13 protein-coding genes are annotated in these 18,503 nt (G+C 65.1%); 9 read left to right on the top strand and 4 right to left on the bottom strand.

The features are described from left to right. Nucleotides 1-12: 12 nt before the first annotated feature. Both AZKH_RS13305 and AZKH_RS13300 read left to right on the top strand, forming a co-directional pair. Entirely contained in the window at nucleotides 13-1,989 is a 1,977-nt protein-coding gene (locus AZKH_RS13305; RefSeq protein ID WP_015436302.1) for an acetoacetate--CoA ligase, read from the top strand. A gap of 126 nt (nucleotides 1,990-2,115) precedes the next feature. After that, nucleotides 2,116-2,880 (top strand): class II aldolase/adducin family protein, encoded by a 765-nt coding sequence (locus AZKH_RS13300; protein WP_015436301.1) that lies wholly within the window; start codon nucleotides 2,116-2,118, stop codon nucleotides 2,878-2,880. 9 nt (nucleotides 2,881-2,889) lie between these two features. Here the strand turns inward: AZKH_RS13300 and AZKH_RS13295 are convergent, their stop codons facing one another. Beyond that, nucleotides 2,890-3,873 carry a glucokinase gene (locus AZKH_RS13295; protein WP_015436300.1) on the bottom strand — a complete coding sequence of 328 codons (984 nt, stop codon included), beginning with the start codon at nucleotides 3,871-3,873 and terminating at the stop codon, nucleotides 2,890-2,892. A gap of 51 nt (nucleotides 3,874-3,924) precedes the next feature. Next, the gene (zwf, locus tag AZKH_RS13290; RefSeq protein WP_015436299.1) at nucleotides 3,925-5,385 is read right to left on the bottom strand and encodes a glucose-6-phosphate dehydrogenase; all 1,461 of its coding nucleotides are present in this window, start codon (nucleotides 5,383-5,385) and stop codon (nucleotides 3,925-3,927) included. Nucleotides 5,386-5,835: 450 nt separating this feature from the next. Between zwf and AZKH_RS13285 the strand changes: the two genes are divergently transcribed. From AZKH_RS13285 to AZKH_RS13270, 4 genes are all read left to right on the top strand, one after another. Continuing rightward, nucleotides 5,836-7,089, top strand: a complete 1,254-nt coding sequence (locus AZKH_RS13285) for an ABC transporter substrate-binding protein (RefSeq protein WP_015436298.1) — start codon at nucleotides 5,836-5,838, stop codon at nucleotides 7,087-7,089. Between the two features lie 103 nt (nucleotides 7,090-7,192). Further along, nucleotides 7,193-8,137 (top strand): carbohydrate ABC transporter permease, encoded by a 945-nt coding sequence (locus AZKH_RS13280; RefSeq protein WP_015436297.1) that lies wholly within the window; start codon nucleotides 7,193-7,195, stop codon nucleotides 8,135-8,137. Next, the gene (locus AZKH_RS13275; RefSeq protein WP_015436296.1) at nucleotides 8,130-9,008 is read left to right on the top strand and encodes a carbohydrate ABC transporter permease; all 879 of its coding nucleotides are present in this window, start codon (nucleotides 8,130-8,132) and stop codon (nucleotides 9,006-9,008) included. Before AZKH_RS13280 ends, AZKH_RS13275 begins: the two co-directional genes overlap by 8 nt. A 35-nt stretch (nucleotides 9,009-9,043) precedes the next feature. Next, nucleotides 9,044-10,156: an ABC transporter ATP-binding protein gene (locus AZKH_RS13270; RefSeq protein WP_015436295.1), complete on the top strand. Its 1,113-nt coding sequence runs from the start codon at nucleotides 9,044-9,046 to the stop codon at nucleotides 10,154-10,156. A 112-nt stretch (nucleotides 10,157-10,268) separates the two neighbouring features. On the opposite strand, the gene AZKH_RS13265 is transcribed toward AZKH_RS13270, so the two are convergent. Then, nucleotides 10,269-11,339: an oxidoreductase gene (locus tag AZKH_RS13265; RefSeq protein WP_015436294.1), complete on the bottom strand. Its 1,071-nt coding sequence runs from the start codon at nucleotides 11,337-11,339 to the stop codon at nucleotides 10,269-10,271. Nucleotides 11,340-11,509: 170 nt separating this feature from the next. Here AZKH_RS13265 and AZKH_RS13260 point away from each other — a divergent pair, with 170 nt between their 5' ends. Together AZKH_RS13260 and AZKH_RS13255 are read left to right on the top strand one after the other, a co-directional pair. Next, a complete protein-coding gene (locus tag AZKH_RS13260; RefSeq protein ID WP_015436293.1) occupies nucleotides 11,510-13,402 on the top strand; it encodes a glucokinase in 1,893 nt (630 codons plus the stop codon). A gap of 521 nt (nucleotides 13,403-13,923) precedes the next feature. Then, nucleotides 13,924-15,489 (top strand): carbohydrate porin, encoded by a 1,566-nt coding sequence (locus AZKH_RS13255; protein WP_015436292.1) that lies wholly within the window; start codon nucleotides 13,924-13,926, stop codon nucleotides 15,487-15,489. Between the two features lie 64 nt (nucleotides 15,490-15,553). Here AZKH_RS13255 and AZKH_RS13250 read toward each other — a convergent pair whose 3' ends face one another. Further along, a complete protein-coding gene (locus AZKH_RS13250) occupies nucleotides 15,554-16,618 on the bottom strand; it encodes a substrate-binding domain-containing protein (RefSeq protein ID WP_041656170.1) in 1,065 nt (354 codons plus the stop codon). Between the two features lie 214 nt (nucleotides 16,619-16,832). Here AZKH_RS13250 and AZKH_RS13245 point away from each other — a divergent pair, with 214 nt between their 5' ends. After that, the gene (locus AZKH_RS13245; RefSeq protein ID WP_015436290.1) at nucleotides 16,833-18,482 is read left to right on the top strand and encodes an alpha-glucosidase; all 1,650 of its coding nucleotides are present in this window, start codon (nucleotides 16,833-16,835) and stop codon (nucleotides 18,480-18,482) included. Nucleotides 18,483-18,503 lie beyond the last annotated feature (21 nt).

Here is an 18,503-nt window from a genome sequence, read left to right as displayed (position 1 = left end):
GAGGAGCTTCACATGACCGACCACAGCGTCGCTCCACTCTGGACGCCTTCTGCGGAACGCGTCTTTGCCGCCAACGTGACCGCCTTCCGTGTTGCCGCCGAAAAGCGCTGGAACGTGTCGCTGCCCGACTACGACGCGCTGTACGCCTGGTCCGTCGCCTCGCCCGAGCAGTTCTGGAGCAGCGTTTGGGAGGATGGAGGTGTGATCGGGCAACGCGGCGAACGCGTGCTGGTCGATGGCGACCGCATGCCCGGCGCGAAGTGGTTCCCCGACGCCCGCCTGAACTTCGCGCAGAATCTCCTGCGCTCGCGCGACGCCGAGGACGCGATCGTCTTCTGGGGCGAAGACCGCGTGCAGAACCGCATGTCCCATGGCGAGCTCTACCGGGCTGTCGCACACTTCGCTGCGGCGCTACGCGATCACGGCGTGAAAAAAGGCGACCGCGTCGCGGCCTACATGCCGAACATGCCCGAGACGGTCGTCGCGATGCTGGCCGCGGCGAGCATCGGTGCGATCTTCACGTCCGCATCGCCGGACTTCGGCGTGCAGGGCGTGATCGACCGCTTCGGCCAGACCGCACCGAAAGTGCTGATCGCCTGCGACGGCTATTTCTATGGCGGCAAGACGATCGACGTGCTGGGCAAGCTCGGCGACATCGTGCGCCAGTTGCCCTCGCTGAAGCGCGTCGTCGTCGTGCCCTACGTCCATGCCGAACACGACCTGAAGCACGTGCCGCACGCCCACATGTGGGCCGAGTTCGTCGCGCCCTTCCAGCTTGTCGACGACATCCGCTTCGAGCCGCTGCCCTTCGACCATCCGCTCTACATCATGTATTCGTCGGGCACGACGGGCGTGCCGAAGTGCATCGTGCATTGCGCGGGCGGCGCGCTGCTGCAGCACCTGAAGGAGCACCGCCTGCACGCCGACGTGAAGCCGGGCGACCGCCTGTTCTACTTCACGACCTGCGGCTGGATGATGTGGAACTGGCTCGTCTCGGGCCTCGCGGCCGGCGCGACGCTGCTCCTCTACGACGGCTCGCCCTTCGCGTCCGACAATCAGATCCTCTTCGACTACGCCGACGCCGAGCGCATGACGCACTTCGGGACCTCGGCGAAGTTCATCGACGCCGCCGCCAAGTTCGGCCTGAAACCGCGCGAGACGCACAGCCTTGCGAGCGTGCGCGCAATGATGAGCACCGGCAGCCCGCTCGTGCCGGAAGGCTTCGACTACGTCTATCGCGACATCAAGGCCGACCTGCAACTGTCGTCGATCTCGGGCGGCACCGACATCATCTCGTGCTTCGTGCTCGGCTCGCCGGTGCTGCCGGTGTGGCGCGGCGAGATCCAGTGCCGCGGGCTCGGGATGGCGGTCGACGTCTGGGACGACGAGGGCCGCCCGTTGCAGGGGGAGAAGGGTGAGCTCGTCTGCAGCAAGCCTTTCCCGGTGATGCCGATCGGCTTCTGGGGCGACGAAGACGGCTCGAAGTACCACGCGGCCTACTTCGACCGCTTTCCGAACGTGTGGTGCCACGGCGATTTCTGCGAGATCACCGAGCACGGCGGGCTGGTCATCCACGGCCGCTCGGACGCGACGCTGAATCCGGGCGGGGTGCGCATCGGCACCGCCGAGATTTATCGCCAGGTCGAGCGCCTGGAGGAAGTCGTCGAGTCGCTGGTGATCGGTCAGGACTGGCCGCCGCAGAACCCGAACGACGTGCGCGTCGTGCTCTTCGTGAAGCTGCGCGAAGGACTGACGCTCGACGACGCGCTCGTCGCGCGCATCAAACAGACGATCCGCGACAACACCACGCCGCGCCATATGCCGGCGAAAGTGCTGCAGGTCGCCGACATCCCGCGCACCAAGAGCGGCAAGATCGTCGAACTCGCCGTGCGCAACGTCGTGCATGGGCGGCCGGTGAAGAATCAGGAAGCGCTGGCGAATCCGGAGGCCTTGGCGTTTTTCCGGGATCGGAGGGAGTTGGCGGAATAGCGGCCATCGCAGTCGCGCGACGCCGCCCGGAATACGGTCGTGGTGGCGGGAGAAATCCCGCCGCTTCCCTCCGAGAGAGCTCCCGTCTATACAAGGTAGATGGAAGTTCGTATCGAGGAGAGGTCCATGAACAGCGTGATGCCGGAAGTGCGTTCGTCAGTCAGCGACGAGGAATGGAAGCTGCGCGTCGATCTGGCGGCGTGCTATCGGCTGGTCGCGATGTTCGGATGGGACGATCTGATCTTCACGCACATCTCGGCCCGCCTGCCGGGGACCGAGCATCACTTCCTGATCAATCCCTACGGGCTGATGTTCGACGAGATCACCGCGTCGAGCCTTGTGAAGGTCGATCTGCACGGACACAAGGTGCTCGACAGCCCATACGAAACCAACCCGGCCGGCTTCGTGATCCACAGCGCGATCCATAGCGCGCGCGAAGACGCCCAGTGCGTGCTTCATGTGCACAGCGTCAATGGCGTCGCGGTGTCCGCTCAGGTGGAGGGCGTGCTGCCGCTCTCGCAGCATTCGATCTTCGTGCTGTCTTCGCTCGCCTATCACGACTACGAGGGCGTCGCGCTCGAAGACGACGAGAGGCCGCGTCTCGTGCATGACCTCGGCGACAAGCGCTTCCTGATGCTCCGGAATCACGGCTTGCTGACGGTGGGACGCTCGGTCGCGGAGGCCTTCGTCGCGATGTACTTCTTCGAGACCGCCTGCATGATCCAGGTCCGCGCCCTGAGCGGCGGGCAACAGATGCGCCGCATCAGCGACGCGATCATCGCCGGCGCGCCCGAACAATGGGAGAAGGTCACGCGCGGCGCCGGCGGCGGGCTCGCGTGGCCGGCACTGCGTCGCAAGCTGGACCGGCGGAACCCGGGCTACGCCACCTAATCGTTCGTCTCAGGCCGACGCCGCCGCGCGCTCGAGCACCTGTGCGGCACCGACCAGCCCGGGATAGGGCGCATGGATCACGTAGGTCGGAATCCGCGCGAGATATTCGCTGAAGCGTCCTTTCTGCTCGAAGCGTTCGCGAAAGCCCGAGCGCGCGAAGAAGTCGCCGAACTTGGGCACGATGCCGCCGCCGACGTACATGCCGCCGCGCGCGCCGAGGATCAGCGCGAGGTCCGCGGCGACGGTGCCGAGCATCGCGCAGAAGGTGTGCAAGGTCTCGACGCAGAGCGCGCATGTCCCGGCCAGGCCGCGCTGGCTGATCTCGGCTGCACTCAGTTGCTCGGACGGCTGCCCGCCAACCGCGGCATGGGCCTCGTAGAGGGCAACCAGGCCCGGCCCCGACAGCACGCGCTCGGCCGAGACGTGGGGATAGCGGCGCGACAGCCACGCGATCAGCTCGGCCTCATGAGCATTGCTGGCCGCAAGCGTGACATGGCCGCCTTCACCCTCGAGCGGCACGTAGTCGCCGCCGCTGGGAACGAGGCCGGAGATGCCCAGGCCGGTACCGGCGCCGAGCAGGCCGATCGAGCGACCGACCAGCGCTTCTCCGCCGCCGACCTGGACGAGCTCCTTCGGCGCCAGGGCAGGGAGCGCCATCGCCAACGCGGTGAAGTCGTTGATCACCTTGAGGCGGTCGAGCGCCAAGCGCTCGCCGAGTTCGAGAATCGAGAAGGCCCAGCGGTGATTCGTCATACGCACGAAATCGCCGTCGACCGGATTAGCGATCCCGAAAGCGCACCAGCGCGGCCGTGCGAGGCCGGCTTCGCCGAGGTAATGCTCGATCGCATCGGCCGGCCCCTCGAAATCCGCGCAGGACAGCGTGCGCATCGCGGCCATCTCCTGTCCGGACCCCGCGATGAAGGCGAAACGTGCGTTGGTGCCGCCGATGTCGCCGACAAGGCGCGGAAAGGTGTCGGGAGATCCTGAAAACATCTGGTGATCCTTCGTCGATTCGGAACAAATAGTGAGTGGGCCGAAGATCCTTCAGATCTCCTCGTGCCAGGAGAGGCCGTCGCGCGAGAGCAGCGCGCTGGACCCGGCCGGGCCCCAGGTACCCGCGGTATAAGGTTTCGGACGGTCGTCGGCAGCCTGCCATCCGGCCATGATCGGCTCGACCCAGCGCCACGCCGCTTCCTGCTCGTCGCGCCGCACGAACAGGGTCAGGTTGCCGCGCATCACGTCCATCAGCAGGCGCTCGTAGGCTTCCAGGCGGCGCGTGCGGAAGGCCTCGGCAAAGTCGAGGTCGAGGCGCACCGGGTGCAGTTGCATCACGTCGCCCGGCTGCTTCGCGAGGAGGTGGAGATCGACGGTTTCCTCCGGCTGCATGCGGATCACCATGCGGTTCGCGTGCTGCGGCGTGGCGGGGACTCCGAAGATCGAGTGCGGCACCGAGCGGAAGTTGATGACGATCTCGGCGACCTTCTCCTGCATCCGCTTGCCTGTGCGCAGGAAGAAGGGCACGCCGGCCCAGCGCCAGGTATTGATCTCGGCCTTCAGCGCGACGAAGGTTTCGGTACGGCTGTCGCCTGGGATGCCGTTCTCTTCGAGATAGCCCGGGACCGGCTGCCCGCCGCTCGCCCCGGCCTTGTACTGACCGCGCACGGTCCGGGTCGCGACATCGGCCAGGCCGAAGGGACGCAACGCGCGCAGGATCTTCAGCTTCTCGTCGCGCACGGCATCCGGCGCGATCGACGCCGGCGGCTCCATCGCGACGATGCACAGCAATTGGAGCAGGTGGTTCTGCACCATGTCGCGCATCGCGCCGACGCGGTCGTAGAACTCGCCGCGCCCTTCGACGCCGACCTGTTCCGCGACCGTGATCTGCACGTCGCGCACCCACTCGCGCCGCCACAGCGGTTCGAACAGCGCGTTGCCGAAGCGCAGCGCGAGCAGGTTCTGCACCGGTTCCTTGCCGAGGTAATGGTCGATCCGGTAGATCTGGTCCTCGGCGAAATAGCGGCCGACCTCGTCGTTGATCTGGCGCGAGGAGGCGAGATCGTGGCCGAGCGGCTTTTCGAGGACGACGCGGCTGTCTGCCGCAACCAGCCCGGCACCGTGAAGATGACCGGTGATCGTAGTAAACAGACTGGGCGCGGTCGATAGATAGAAGACGCGCTGGCCGTCCGGGCGGCCGTTCAGCCGTTCGGCGAGCGAGGCGAAGCTGTCGGCCTGCAGCGCGTCGACCTGCGCATACACGAGACGCTCGGCAAAGCCCGCCCATTCGGCGGGCTTGAAATCCTTGCCGATGAAGCGTTCTGCGTGCGTGCGGGCAAAGCTGCGATAGCCGTCGTCGTCCAGCCCGTCGCGCGCGACGCCGACAATACGCGCCTCGGCGGGCAGCAGTGCATCGCAATGCAGGTGATAAAGCGCGGGCAGCAGCTTGCGCATTGCGAGATCCCCGGTTCCACCGAAGATGACCAGATCAAGAGTACGGGGGTGTGCCATGAAGACCTCTTCGCAAGTGCGCCCGAAGGCATTTCGTGAACCTATTCTGTAATCGGATTACAGAAAAATCAAGGGCGAGCTAGGAAAATAACTTGCATTCCACGGCGGCAATGAATTGCCGCAATGCAGCATAAAATCGGAACTAAATCCTATTTAACGCCTTGTTACGCCGGTATTTTAGATACTGCGATGCAGTATTGCGAAGAGCAACGCTCGCTCGATTGTTCCTGGATTACAAAATTTCTTGCATTCAAAGAAGTAGTGGAACTACACTGCAGCCAGTTCAGGCGATCGAATCTCCCCCTTGAGATCGTGCAAGCCACGCGATGTTCAGGGGCGGCAGGCGGTTCGCTTGATTTTTCGGTCCGGAGCCGGCGGCGGCGCCGACGGAACTCGGATCCATAATGAATTGCGCCTCTCGAAGGCCGGGAACTGGAAGGAGACAACCATATGAAGATCCGCACCCGCATCCTGCGCACCTGCCTCACTGCTGCACTCGGCACCGCAGCCGTCGCCCAGGCGGCCGAACTCGAAGTCCTGCACTGGTGGACGGCCGGCGGCGAAGCCAAGTCGGCGGCCGAGCTGAAGAAGATCCTCGAATCGAAAGGCCACAAGTGGAAGGACTTCGCGGTCGCCGGCGGCGGCGGCGAGAACGCGATGACGGTGCTGAAGTCGCGCGTCGTGTCCGGCAATCCACCCGCGGCGGCCCAGATCAAGGGGCCGAGCATCGCCGAATGGGGCGCGGAGGGCGTGTTGAGCAATCTCGACGAGGTCGCGAAGGCGGGCGGCTGGGATTCGCTGCTGCCACCAGTCGTCTCGAAGGTCATGAAGTACAACGGCCACTACGTCGCGGTGCCGGTGAACGTCCACCGCGTGAACTGGATGTGGGTCAATCCGGAAGTCTTCAAGAAGGCGGGCGTCGCAGTCCCCAAGACCTGGGATGAATTCCCGGCCGCGGCCGAGAAGATCCAGAAGGCGGGCTTCGTGCCGGTCGCGCATGGCGGTCAGCCCTGGCAGGACTTCACGGTATTCGAATCGATCGCGTTGGGCGTCGGCGGCGCGGACTTCTATCGCAAGGCGCTCGTCGATCTCGATCAGGCGACGTTGAAGGGCCCGACGATGGAGAAGGTGTTCACGACCTTCGCGACGGTTCGCAAGTACGTCGACAAGGATTCGGCGAACCGCGTCTGGAACCAGGCGACCGGCATGATCATCAACGGCAAGGCCGCGATGCAATTCATGGGTGACTGGGCGAAGGGCGAATTCACGAGCGCCGGCAAGGTGCCGGGCAAGGACTATGTCTGCGTCGCGGCGCCGGGCACTGCCGAGGCCTTCACCTTCAACATCGACAGCCTCGTGATGTTCGAGCAATCGTCGGCCGACGTGCGCAAGGGCCAGCAGGACCTCGCGACCGCGGTGATGAGCCCCGCGTTCCAGGAAGTGTTCAACCTCAACAAGGGCTCGATCCCGGCGCGGATGAACATGAACCTCGACAAGTTCGACGACTGCGCGAAGCTGTCGGCGCGGGACTTCGAGGCGGCGTCGAAGCGCGGCTCGCTCGTGCCGAGCATCGCCCACCAGATGGCCGTGCCGGCCGCGACGGCGGGTGCGATGCAGGACGTCGTCACGCAGTTCTTCAACTCCCCGGCGATGAAGCCGAAGGAAGCCGCCGAGAAGCTCGCCCGCGCGGCGCTCACGAAGTAAGCATCCTCACCGGATACTGAAACTGCCGGCGGCCTCCGCAAGGGTGCCGCCGGGGCTTCGCCGCCAAAGGGAGTCCCTGAGGCGGCGGACCGAGGAGAAGGCAATGGATCTGACTGCTCAAAGAATCACCGCGGCGCCCAAGTCCGGCGCGGGCACCGAGGCGAAACCGCGCCTCGGCGACCGCATCGACGCGTGGCTGCCGAAAATCGTGCTGGCGCCGACCTTCGTCTGCGCGCTGGTCTTCATCTACGGCTACATCCTCTGGACGGCGGTGCTCTCGCTGACGCCGTCGCGGATGCTGCCGAAATACGAGTTCGCAGGACTCGCGCAGTTCGAAGCGCTGTTCGCGAACGAGCGCTGGTGGCTCGCGCTGAAGAATCTCGCGCTCTTCGGCGGCACGTTCGTGTTCGTGTGCCTTGCCGTCGGGCTGCTGCTCGCGATCCTGCTCGACCAGAAGATCCGCGGCGAAGGCTTCATCCGCTCGATCTACCTGTACCCGATGGCGCTGTCCTTCATCGTCACCGGCACGGCGTGGAAGTGGATCCTCAACCCGGAGCTCGGCGTCGAGCGCCTGCTGCACGACTGGGGCTTCGCCGACGCGCGTTTCGACTGGCTGATCGACCCGGACATGGCGATCTATACGGTCGTCGTGGCCGCTGTGTGGCAGTCATCGGGCTTCGTGATGGCGCTCTTCCTCGCGGGGCTGCGCGGCATCGACGACTCGATCATCAAGGCCGCCCAGGTCGACGGCGCCTCGATGCCGACGATCTACCGCCGCATCATCATCCCGAGCCTGCGGCCGGTGTTCTTCTCGAGCTTCATGATCCTGACGCACATCGCAGTGAAGAGCTTCGACCTCGTGATGGCATTGACCAACGGCGGCCCGGGCTTCGCCTCCGACGTGCCGGCGACCTTCATGTACTCCTTCGCCTTCACCCGCAACCAGATCGGCCTCGGCGCCGCCAGCGCGATGATGATGCTGATGATCGTGGTCGCGGTGATCGTGCCCTTCATGTACTCGGAACTCCGGAGGCCGCGCCATGGCTGAGATGACTTCAACCCGCAATACGGGCCAACTTGTCGGTCGCACGATCGTCTACGGCCTGCTGGTGCTGGTCTGCTTCTATTACCTGATGCCGCTCTTCGTGATGATCACGACTTCGCTGAAGAGCCTCGACGAGATCCGCAGCGGCAACCTGCTGTCGATGCCGCAGGACCCGAACCTCGACGCCTGGGGCAAGGCCTGGTCGTCGGCCTGCACCGGCATCCAGTGTGAAGGCCTGGCCGGCTTCTTCTGGAACTCGGTGTCCTTCGTCGTGCCGGCGGTGTTGATCTCGACGCTGATCGGCGCGGTGAACGGCTACGTGCTGACGATGTGGCGCTTCCGCGGCAGCGACCTGTTGTTCGGCATGCTGATGATCGGCTGCTTCATCCCCTTCCAGGTCGTGCTGCTGCCGATGGCGCGCACGCTCGGGGCGATGGGCATCGCCAACTCGACGGCGGGCCTCGTCTTCGTGCATGTGGTGTACGGCCTCGCCTTCACGACGCTGTTCTTCCGCAACTACTACGTGACGATCCCCGACGAGCTCGTGAAGGCGGCGAAGATCGACGGCGCGGGCTTCTGGCTGATCTTCCGCCGCATCATCCTGCCGCTGTCGGCGCCGATCATCGTCGTCAGCATCATCTGGCAATTCACGCAGGTGTGGAACGACTTCCTGTTCGGCGTGGTGTTCTCGTCCGGCGACCGCCAGCCGATCACCGTCGCGCTGAACAACCTCGTGAACACCTCGACCGGGGTCAAGGAATACAACGTCGACATGGCCGCGGCGATCATCGCTGCACTGCCGACCCTCTTCGTGTACGTCGTCGCCGGCAAGTATTTCGTGCGCGGCCTCACCGCCGGTGCCGTCAAGGGCTAAAGACCCGGGCAATCAAGACAAAGGAGCGAGACAAAATGGGCGCTTTATCCATCCGCGACGTGCGCAAGTCCTACCAGGGCACGGAAATCCTCAAGGGCATCAACATCGAGATCGAGAAGGGGGAGTTCCTGATCCTCGTCGGCCCCTCCGGCTGCGGCAAGTCGACGCTGCTGTCGATGATCGCCGGCCTCGATACCGTGAGCTCGGGCGACATCCGCATCGGCGACCGCGTCGTCAACAACCTCAGCCCCAAGGACCGGGACATCGCGATGGTGTTCCAGTCCTACGCGCTGTACCCGAGCATGACCGTGCGCGAGAACATTTCCTTTGGCCTCGAGATCCGCAAGGTCGGCAAGGCCGAACAGCAGAAGATCGTCGAACGCGTCGCGCAGACGCTGCAGATCGGCCACCTGCTCGACCGCAAGCCCTCGCAGCTCTCGGGCGGGCAGCGCCAACGGGTCGCGATGGGACGGGCGATCGCGCGCGACCCGTCGCTCTTCCTCTTCGACGAGCCGCTGTCGAACCTCGACGCCAAGCTGCGCGTCGAGATGCGCGTCGAGATCAAGCAGCTGCACCAGCGTATGGGCACGACCATCGTCTATGTGACGCACGACCAGATCGAGGCCATGACGCTCGGCGACAAGATCGCCGTGATGAAAGCGGGCGAAGTGCAGCAGTTCGGTACGCCGCAGCAGATCTATGACAACCCGGCGAACCTCTTCGTCGCGGGCTTCATGGGCTCGCCGTCGATGAACTTCATCCCGGCGCGCGTCGAAGCGATGGGAGCCGGGCACGGCGTGCGGCTGGAGAGCGGCGCGAACAGCTACGTCTTCCCGGCGGTGTCGGCGAACGGCAAGCTCAAGCCCTGGGAAGGCAAGGAAGTCGTGTTCGGCATCCGCCCGGAGCAGATCACGCACAAGGTCGAATCGAGCCTGGGCGCGGATTACATCCAAACCGCGTCGCTGCCGATCAGCCTGACCGAGCCGACCGGCCCCGACACGCTGGTGCTCGTGCCGGTGAACGGGCGTGAGGTCACGTGCCGCGTGCACCCCGCGCATGCCCGCGCGCCGGGCGAGAACATGGACCTGATGTTCGACCTGTCGAAGGCGGTGTTCTTCGATCCGGCGTCGGAGTTGCGGATCGCGTGACGTGGCGCAGATCGTAGGATGGGTTGAGCGAAGCGATACCCGTCGACCGACGACGTCCCTTGGCAGGCGCAGGATGGGTATCGGCCTGCGGCCTCAACCCATCCTGCACTCTTTACGATGCGGCCTTCCAGCGCTGCCGCTCGTCATCGGTCAGCGGCAGCGGCAACATGCGCCCCTGTTCCGCCGCTGCGATCGCGGTCTCGATCACCGCCATGACGGCGACCGCCTCGGCGGGCGTCACGGGGTTCTTCCCGCGGCCCCGGATCGCGGCTTCGAGCCCGGTGTAGTAGGCGACGTAGTTCCCGGCCGGCACGGGCTCGTCGTGGCGGCTGCCGTCGCCGGGGTAATACGTGCCCGGCAGCGGATCGGCACCCCAGCCCGGGTCGCCCGGACGCAGGCCCGTCAACAGCTGCGATTCCTGCGCGTCGAGCCCGTACTTCACCCAGCTGCCGCGGCGGCCATGCACCGCGAAGCGCGGCATGCCGCCGCCGACCAGCACCGAAGCGTGCAGCGTCACTTGCGGACGGCCGCAGTCGAGTTGGACCTGGCACCAGTCCGGTGTGCGCGCACCGTCGCGCATCGTGCCGAACTGCGCACCGACGCGCTCGGGCAGGCCGAAGAGCTGCAAGGCCTGATCGACGACGTGCGGCCCGAGGTCGTACCACAGGCCGCCTCCCGGCACGTCCCGCTCGCGCCAGCGTTCGCGGACGTCGGGCCGGAAGCGGTCGAAACGCGATTCGAGATGCACGATTTCGCCCAGCCGTCCCGCTGCGATGAGTCCGCGCAGCGCGAGGAAATCGCTGTCCCAGCGCCGGTTCTGGAACACCGACAGCACGCACTGTTGTTTTGCGGCGAGCGCTGCCAGGTCGCGGGCTTCGTCGAGCGTGACCGTGAACGGCTTGTCGACGACCACGTGCTTGCCCGCGCGCAAGGCCGCCTCGGCGAGCGGCGCGTGGGTGTCGTTGGGGCTGGCGATGACGACCAGCTCCACGTCGGGCCGCGCCAGCGCGGCGAGCGGGTCTTCGACGACCTTCGCGTCCGGAATGTCGGCAAGCACTTTGTCGGGCTGTCGCGAAGCGACGACCGACAGGCGCAGGCCGGGGACGGCGCGCAGCAGCGGCGCGTGGATGTTCTGGCCGGCATAGCCGTAGCCGATCAGTGCGACTTCGATCGGAGTGCTCATGGCTGGATGTCTCCTGTATGGCGGGCAGGGGCGGTGCCCCGTGCAGAGGGTTGAAGATAGGCGATATGGCTTAGGCGCAATGCGTCAAAATATGCGCTCATGCGCTTCGGGAACGACCCGGTAGGCACAGCCCGGGCAGGTCGCGAACGAATCGGAGCAATGGAGTCGAGATGGACATCGAAACAAAAGCTGACGTGAAACCGGATTCGGGATTGGAGTTTGCCGACGGCCCGCGGTTGCTCGCGGACATCGGCGCCACCAATGCGCGCTTTGCGCTCGAACGCGCACCGGGCCGCGTGGAGGCGGTCGAGGTGCTGCATTGCGGCGACTATGCCGGGATCGTCGACGTCATCCAGGCTTACTTGCGGCGATTGTCCGGCCCGGCTCCGCGCCATGCAGCGATCGCGATCGCGAACCCGATCGACGGCGATCTCGTGAAGATGACGAACCGCGACTGGCAGTTTTCGATCGAGGAGACACGGCGCAGGCTGGGCCTCGACACGCTGCTCGTCGTCAACGACTTCACCGCGCTCGCGATGTCGCTGTCGCGTCTTTCCGAGCGGGACCGCGTCCAGGTCGGCGGCGGCGAACCGCGCCAGGACGGCGTGATCGGCCTGATCGGCCCGGGAACCGGTCTCGGCGTATCGGGGCTCATCCCCGCCGAGGACCGCTGGATCACGCTCGGCAGCGAAGGCGGGCACACCAGCTTCGCGCCGGCCGACGAACGCGAGATGTTCATCCTGCAGTATGCATGGCGGGAGTTGCCGCACGTCTCCGCGGAGCGGCTCGTTTCCGGGCCGGGCCTGGAGCTGATCTGCCGTGCCCTCGCAGAACGCAAGGGCATCGCCCTCGCAAAGCCGTTGCAGGCGGCGCAGATCGTGTCGCGTGCGCTCACGGGCGAGGATGCGCTGTGCGTCGAGATCGTCGAATGCTTCTGCGCGATGCTCGGCACGGTCGCCTCCGACGTCGCGATGACCCTCGGCGCGCTGGGCGGTATCTACATCGGCGGCGGCGTCGTGCCGCGGCTGGGCGAGCTCTTTGCGCGTTCGACCTTCCGGCAGCGCTTCGAAAGCAAGGGCCGATTCGCGGACTATCTCGCGCACATCCCGACCTACGTGATCACCGCGGCACACCCGACCTTCCACGGCGTGTCGGCGATCCTCGGCCATCACCTGCAGTCGGAGCGCGGCGAGAATCCGCTGCTCGACAAGGTCCGTGCGGCGCTGCCCAACCTGAGCAAGGCCGAACAGCGCGTTGCGCGACTGCTGCTCGACCAGCCGCGCAGCTTCCTCAACGATCCGGTCGCCGACATCGCCCTGCACGCGGAGGTCAGCCAGCCGACCGTGATCCGCTTCTGCCGCACGCTGGGCTTCAACGGCCTCGCCGAGTTCCGCCTGAAGCTCGCCTCCGGTCTGACGGGCACGATCCCGGTGCGCCACAGCCAGGTGAGGGCAGGGGACTCCGCACCGGACCTGTCGGCGAAGGTGCTCGACAACACGGTGTCGGCCATCCTGCGGCTGCGCGACGGCCTCGACCCCGCCGCGGTGGATCGGGCAATCGGCCTGCTGCAGAAGGCCTCGCGCATCGAGTTCTACGGTGCCGGCAACTCCAGTGTGGTTGCACTCGACGGACAGTACAAATTCTTCCGCTTCCGCATCCCTGCGGTCGCCTATGCCGATCCGCGGCTCGAAGCGATGGCCGCAGAGTTGCTCGGCCCGGGCGACGTCGTCGTCGCGATCTCCAGTTCGGGGCACCTGCCGGAACTCCTGCATGCCGTCGATCTGGCCCTCGCAACCGGGGCTGCGGTGATCGCGATCACGGCGAGCCATTCGCCGCTCGCGAAGAAGGCGACCGTGCACCTTGCCGTCGATCACTCCGAAGACATCTCGACACACCTGTCGATGATCTCGCGCATCCTGCACCTGCTGATGCTCGACGTGCTCGCCGTGGGCGTCGCCGTGCGCGGAGCGCAGTCGCAACCGCATCCACGGCGGCCCGATGCGCGAAACCAGCCGCCTCCCGACACTGGCGACCTGGGATCGCTGATTTCGCACGCGAGCTGAATCCGCGGCAATCCCGCGTCTGCGGTTCGACGGGAGGGGATCGCTCGGTCCTGAGCGAGGCAGACGCTCGCCGGTCATCGACTCGGCGGCCGTTCCACTGGCCCTCGAATCCAAAGCGCTTTTGACTGGTTTCATGGAAAAAATCTACATCGCACTACATATAATCGAAACGAAACAACATTTTCAGACCGCCCTTCAAGAGCCCCGCCGACGGAAGGAAAGCGCCGATAAGGCGTCAATTTATCCCATATTGCCGGGCTTTTCGGCTACTCGGTGCGAACTCTAGTTACATCGAAAAGCGGCTAGATTGATAATAAACTACAAAAGATTTGCGTTTTTAAAGTAGCTTTTCTACACTTCGCTACAACTTGAGTGATACACGCGCGACAGAGCAGCGCAGTACGGTCACCCAGGTGAGTAGGAGAGCAATCCAACGATCTTTTTTCCCGTCCGTCGACAGCGTCCGCAGAGGCGCAGCGACAGCGACGGTGCAGCAACTACAAACAGTCGAGGAGACAACAATGATGTTCAGGCAGACGGCCATTGCCATCGGGATTGCTCTCGCGTTCTGCGGGAGCGCGGGCGCGGCGGAGCAAGGCAAGAACAAGCGCGTGGAGGAGCTGGAGGCGCGCATCGAGCGGCTCGAAGAACAGCTCCGTGCAGTGACCGCGGCCGCGCAGCAGGCGGCAAACGCAGCCCAGCAGGCCGCCAGCTCGGCCCAACAAGCCAGCACCACGGCGCAGCAAGCCACGACCACCGCCCAACAGGCCACCGAGGTCGCCCAAAAAGCCGACACAACTGCTTCCGCCGCAAAGGCCGCGAGCGAGGCGCAGCCGGCGCCGCTAACGAAGGCGGCCGCGGAGACCGCCTCGTCCTTCGAGTTCCACGGCTATGCCCGTTCGGGCACCGTATCGAACAACGAGATGTTCACGGTCAAGGGGGTCGGCCCCTACATCACCCCGGCCGGCAATCTCGGCGGCGCGGTCGGCCGACTCGGCTTGGAGACCGACACCTATGTCGAGGCCAAGCTCATGAAGAACTTCCGCGATCCGGATGGGAGCTGGGGGCAGTTCGGCTTCATGCTGGCGGACGGCGTCAACAGCAACAACGACTGGACCGGCGGCGAAAACGGCGTGAACGTTCGCTGGGCCTACGCGGAGCTGGGCAATCTGCCGATGTTCAAGGGAACGGCGCTGGAAAGCGGCTCCATCTGGGCGGGCAAGCGCTTCGACAAGAAGAACTTCGACATCCACTTCTTCGACTCGGATTTCATCTTCCTGGCCGGTACCGGCGCCGGTTTCTATGACGCGCAAGTGACGCCGGACTGGAAGACGAACCTGTCGGTGTACGGCCGCGACTTCCTCAACGACACCAGCGAAAGCATCAAGAGCTACGTCGTTACGAGCAACAACTACATCGGCAACTGGCAGGTGATGCTCAACGGGATGCGCGCGACGAACAACGACGAGGGCGACACCGGCCGCGCGACGCGGGGCTACCACGGTCTGCTTGCCTATCACGCACCGAGCTTCTACGGCCTGGGCGACGGCCTGTCGAAGTTCGGCGTTCTCTATGGGCACGGGCTGGGCGCAGAGGTCAAGCGGCTCGGCGCGGTCGGCAATCTGCTGGACGACGCGAGGGCGCTGCGCCTGATGAGCTTCGGCATCGCCGACATCGCGCAAAACTGGAAAGTCTCGCCCGCGGTGATGGCCGAAGTGAGCAAGGATCGCTTCAACAAGGGCGACGACTACAAGTGGGCCTCGGCCAACCTGCGCCTGATCAACTCGATCAACAAGAACTTCGCGATGCAGTACGAAGGCAGCTATCAGTACATGGACCTGGACAGCACCTTCTCGAAGGCCAAGGGCGATTTCTACAAGCTGACCGTCGCGCCGACCTTCAAGCTCGACACCGGCGCCGGCTTCTTCGCCCGGCCCGAATTGCGTCTCTTCGCGAGCTGGATGAAGTGGGACAAGCAGCTCAACGGCTTCACCTACGACGGCAGCGCCAACGAAGGCTTCGGCGCCACGAAGTTCAAAGGCTCGAGCAAGTGGCTGGTGGGCGCGCAGATGGAAGTCTGGTTCTGAGGCCTGGCGGGCTCAGGAGGACGCCATGTCCGTCGAGCCGCGATCCGGAACGGGAAGGCCTGGGTCAGCCGGGCACTTCCTGATCCGCGGCCTTCGCCCGTCTGCGTCGCGCGGACGGGGGAGGGCCGTCGCTGTCGCCGATGGCGATGCCGGGCTGCGCGAGGATGTGCAGCTCTTCCAGCGGCTTGCCCGCCAGAACGCCGACGACCAGGTCGGCGATCGCACGACCGCTCGATTCTCCCGTCGGCTGGACGATGCCGGTGACGGTGTAGGGCAGGGGAATCTCCGTCGGGATGCCGTCGTAGACGATCAGCGACATTCCCTTGCCCGGCTTCCAGCCCGCGTCAGCAAGCGCACGCAAGGCCCCCACGCCGGCAACGTTGGTATCGACCAGCAAGGCCGTGGGCGGCTCCTTCAGCGCCAGCAACTTGCCGACCGCCCCGTAACCGCCGATGCGGTCGAGCGAGGCTTCGATGATGAGTTCCGGATCGGGTTCGATGCCCGCGGCCCGGAGCGCGCCCAGGAAGCCGGCATGGCGCTGCTTTGCGAAGTTCAGCACGAGCGGCGAGTGGATCAAGGCGATGCGATGGTGCCCGAGACCGATCAGGCGCTCGGCGGCGAGTCGCCCGCCGGTCTCATTGTCGAAATCGAACCATGCATAGGGCACCCGGCTTTGGGTTCGGCCATAGGCCACGAACGGGAAGTTTCGTTCCTGCAGGAACTGGATGCGCGGGTCGTCGACGCGGGTACGGGCGACAACCAGTGCATCGACTCGTCGCCCTTCGATGATGCGGCGGTATGTATCCAGCTCGCCGTCGGGGCGCGAAGAGTGGATCAGCAGATCCAGATTCCGCTCGATCAGGCGCTCCGTGAGACCCGAAACGACTTCGCCCAGCCGGATGTCGCGGATATCGCCTTCGCCGAAGGGATAAACGATCCCGATCGCCTCCGCACGGCCGGTGGCGAGATGGCGCGCCTGCGGGTTGGGCTGGTAACCGAGCTGGTTCGCCGCCTCGACGACCCTTTGGCGCGTCGTTTCGCTGACGTCCGAATACCCGTTGAGCGCCCGGCTCACGGTGGTCTGCGACAGTCCGAGCGACTCGGACAGCATTTTCAGATTGACCTTCATCTGCATTTCCTCAGTCTGCCTCGGGCCGCAGCGGGGCCGTTCCGTTCGGCCCCCTGTATAGCCCAAGTCTAACGTCTTAAGGAACCTGATCGTGGCCCTTTAAATCAGTTTACATCCAAAGCGCTTTGGCTTACGATCCAAACCGCTTTGGAATGTTTTATGAGTCCATAAAAAGAATCACTACGAACCCGAAGCCTCCCAGAGGAGACACAACTTGGAAACGAAGTGGTGGCACGACGCGGTGGTCTATCAGATCTATCCGCGCAGTTTCTGCGACGCGAACGGCGACGGCATCGGAGATCTCGCCGGCATCGTCGGTAAGCTCGACTATCTGCAGACGCTCGGCGTCAACGTCATCTGGCTGTCGCCGGTGTTCAAGTCGCCGATGGACGACAACGGCTACGACATCTCCGACTACTGCGACATCGCGCCGGAATTCGGCACGCTCGCGGAGATGGACACCCTGATCGCGGAGGCCAAGCGCCGCGACATCCGCATCGTGATGGATCTGGTCGTCAATCACACCTCGGACGAGCATCCGTGGTTCGTCGAGGCGCGGAAGTCCAAGGACAACCCGTACCGCGACTACTACATCTGGCGGGCGCCGCAGGCCGACGGCACGCCGCCCGACATGCAGCGCGCGGCCTTCGGCGGCAGCGCGTGGGAGCTCGACCCGGCAACCGGTGAGTACTACTACCACCTCTTCTCGAAGCGCCAGCCGGATCTCAACTGGGCAAACCCGAAGGTGCAGGAAGAAGTGCACCGCATGATGAACTGGTGGCTCGACCGTGGCATCGGCGGCTTCCGCATGGACGTGATCGACCTCATCGGTAAGGACGTCGACCGCGGCATCACGAGCAACGGTCCGCGCCTGCATGAGCTCCTGCGGGAGATGAACGCCGCGACCTTCGGCGATCGCGACGTGCTGACCGTCGGCGAGACCTGGAGCGCGACGCCGGCGATCGCGAAGCTCTATTCCGACCCCGTGCGGCGGGAGCTGTCGATGGTGTTCCAGTTCGAGCACGTGACGATCACCCACGACCCCGAGCATGGCAAGTGGAAGCCGCGCGCCTTCGACCTCGTCGAATTCAAGCGTGTGATGACGAAGTGGCAGACCGAACTCGCCGACAGCGGCTGGAATTCGCTTTTCTGGTGCAACCACGACCTGCCGCGGGCTGTGTCGAAATACGGCGATGACGGGCGCTACCGCGTCGAGTCCGCGAAGATGCTCGCGACCGCGCTGCACTGCCTGAAGGGCACGCCCTACATCTACCAGGGCGAGGAACTCGGCATGACGAACGTGCGCTTCGCGTCGATCGACGAGTACCGCGACATCGAGTCGCTGGGCTTGTACCGCGAGCGCGTCGCGGCCGGTGTGCCGCACGAGGCGATGATGGAAGGCATCTACGCCAACGGCCGCGACAACGCGCGGACGCCGATGCATTGGGATGCCTCCGCCAACGCCGGTTTCTCGCGCGGCGAACCGTGGATTGCGGTGAATCCGAACTACCGCGAGATCAATGCGGAGGCGGCGCTCGCCGATCCTGGATCGGTCTTCCATCACTACCGCCGCCTTGTCGCGCTGCGCAAGCAACACGCCGCGATCGTCCATGGCGACTACCGTGCCCTGTTCGCGGAGCACCCCCAGGTCTTCGCCTACGAACGACGGCTTGGCAACGAGCGCATCGTCGTCATCAACAACTTCTCGGGCGTGCCGGTCGAGCTCGATCTGCCGCCGGAGCTGCAAGGCGTCGCGGGCGAAAGCCTGATTTGCAACTACGACGCGCATAGCCGGCTCGGCGCCCGCCTCGAACTCAAGCCCTACGAATCCTTCGCCATCGCCCTCGGCGCGTCGGCGGTCTAACCTGACAGAGAGGTCCAGCAG

Origin of the sequence: Azoarcus sp. KH32C (assembly GCF_000349945.1) — a bacterium.
Classification (GTDB): domain Bacteria; phylum Pseudomonadota; class Gammaproteobacteria; order Burkholderiales; family Rhodocyclaceae; genus Aromatoleum.
The sequence above is the reverse complement of the archived record's forward strand: the minus strand, read 5'-3'. Positions and strand labels throughout refer to the sequence as shown.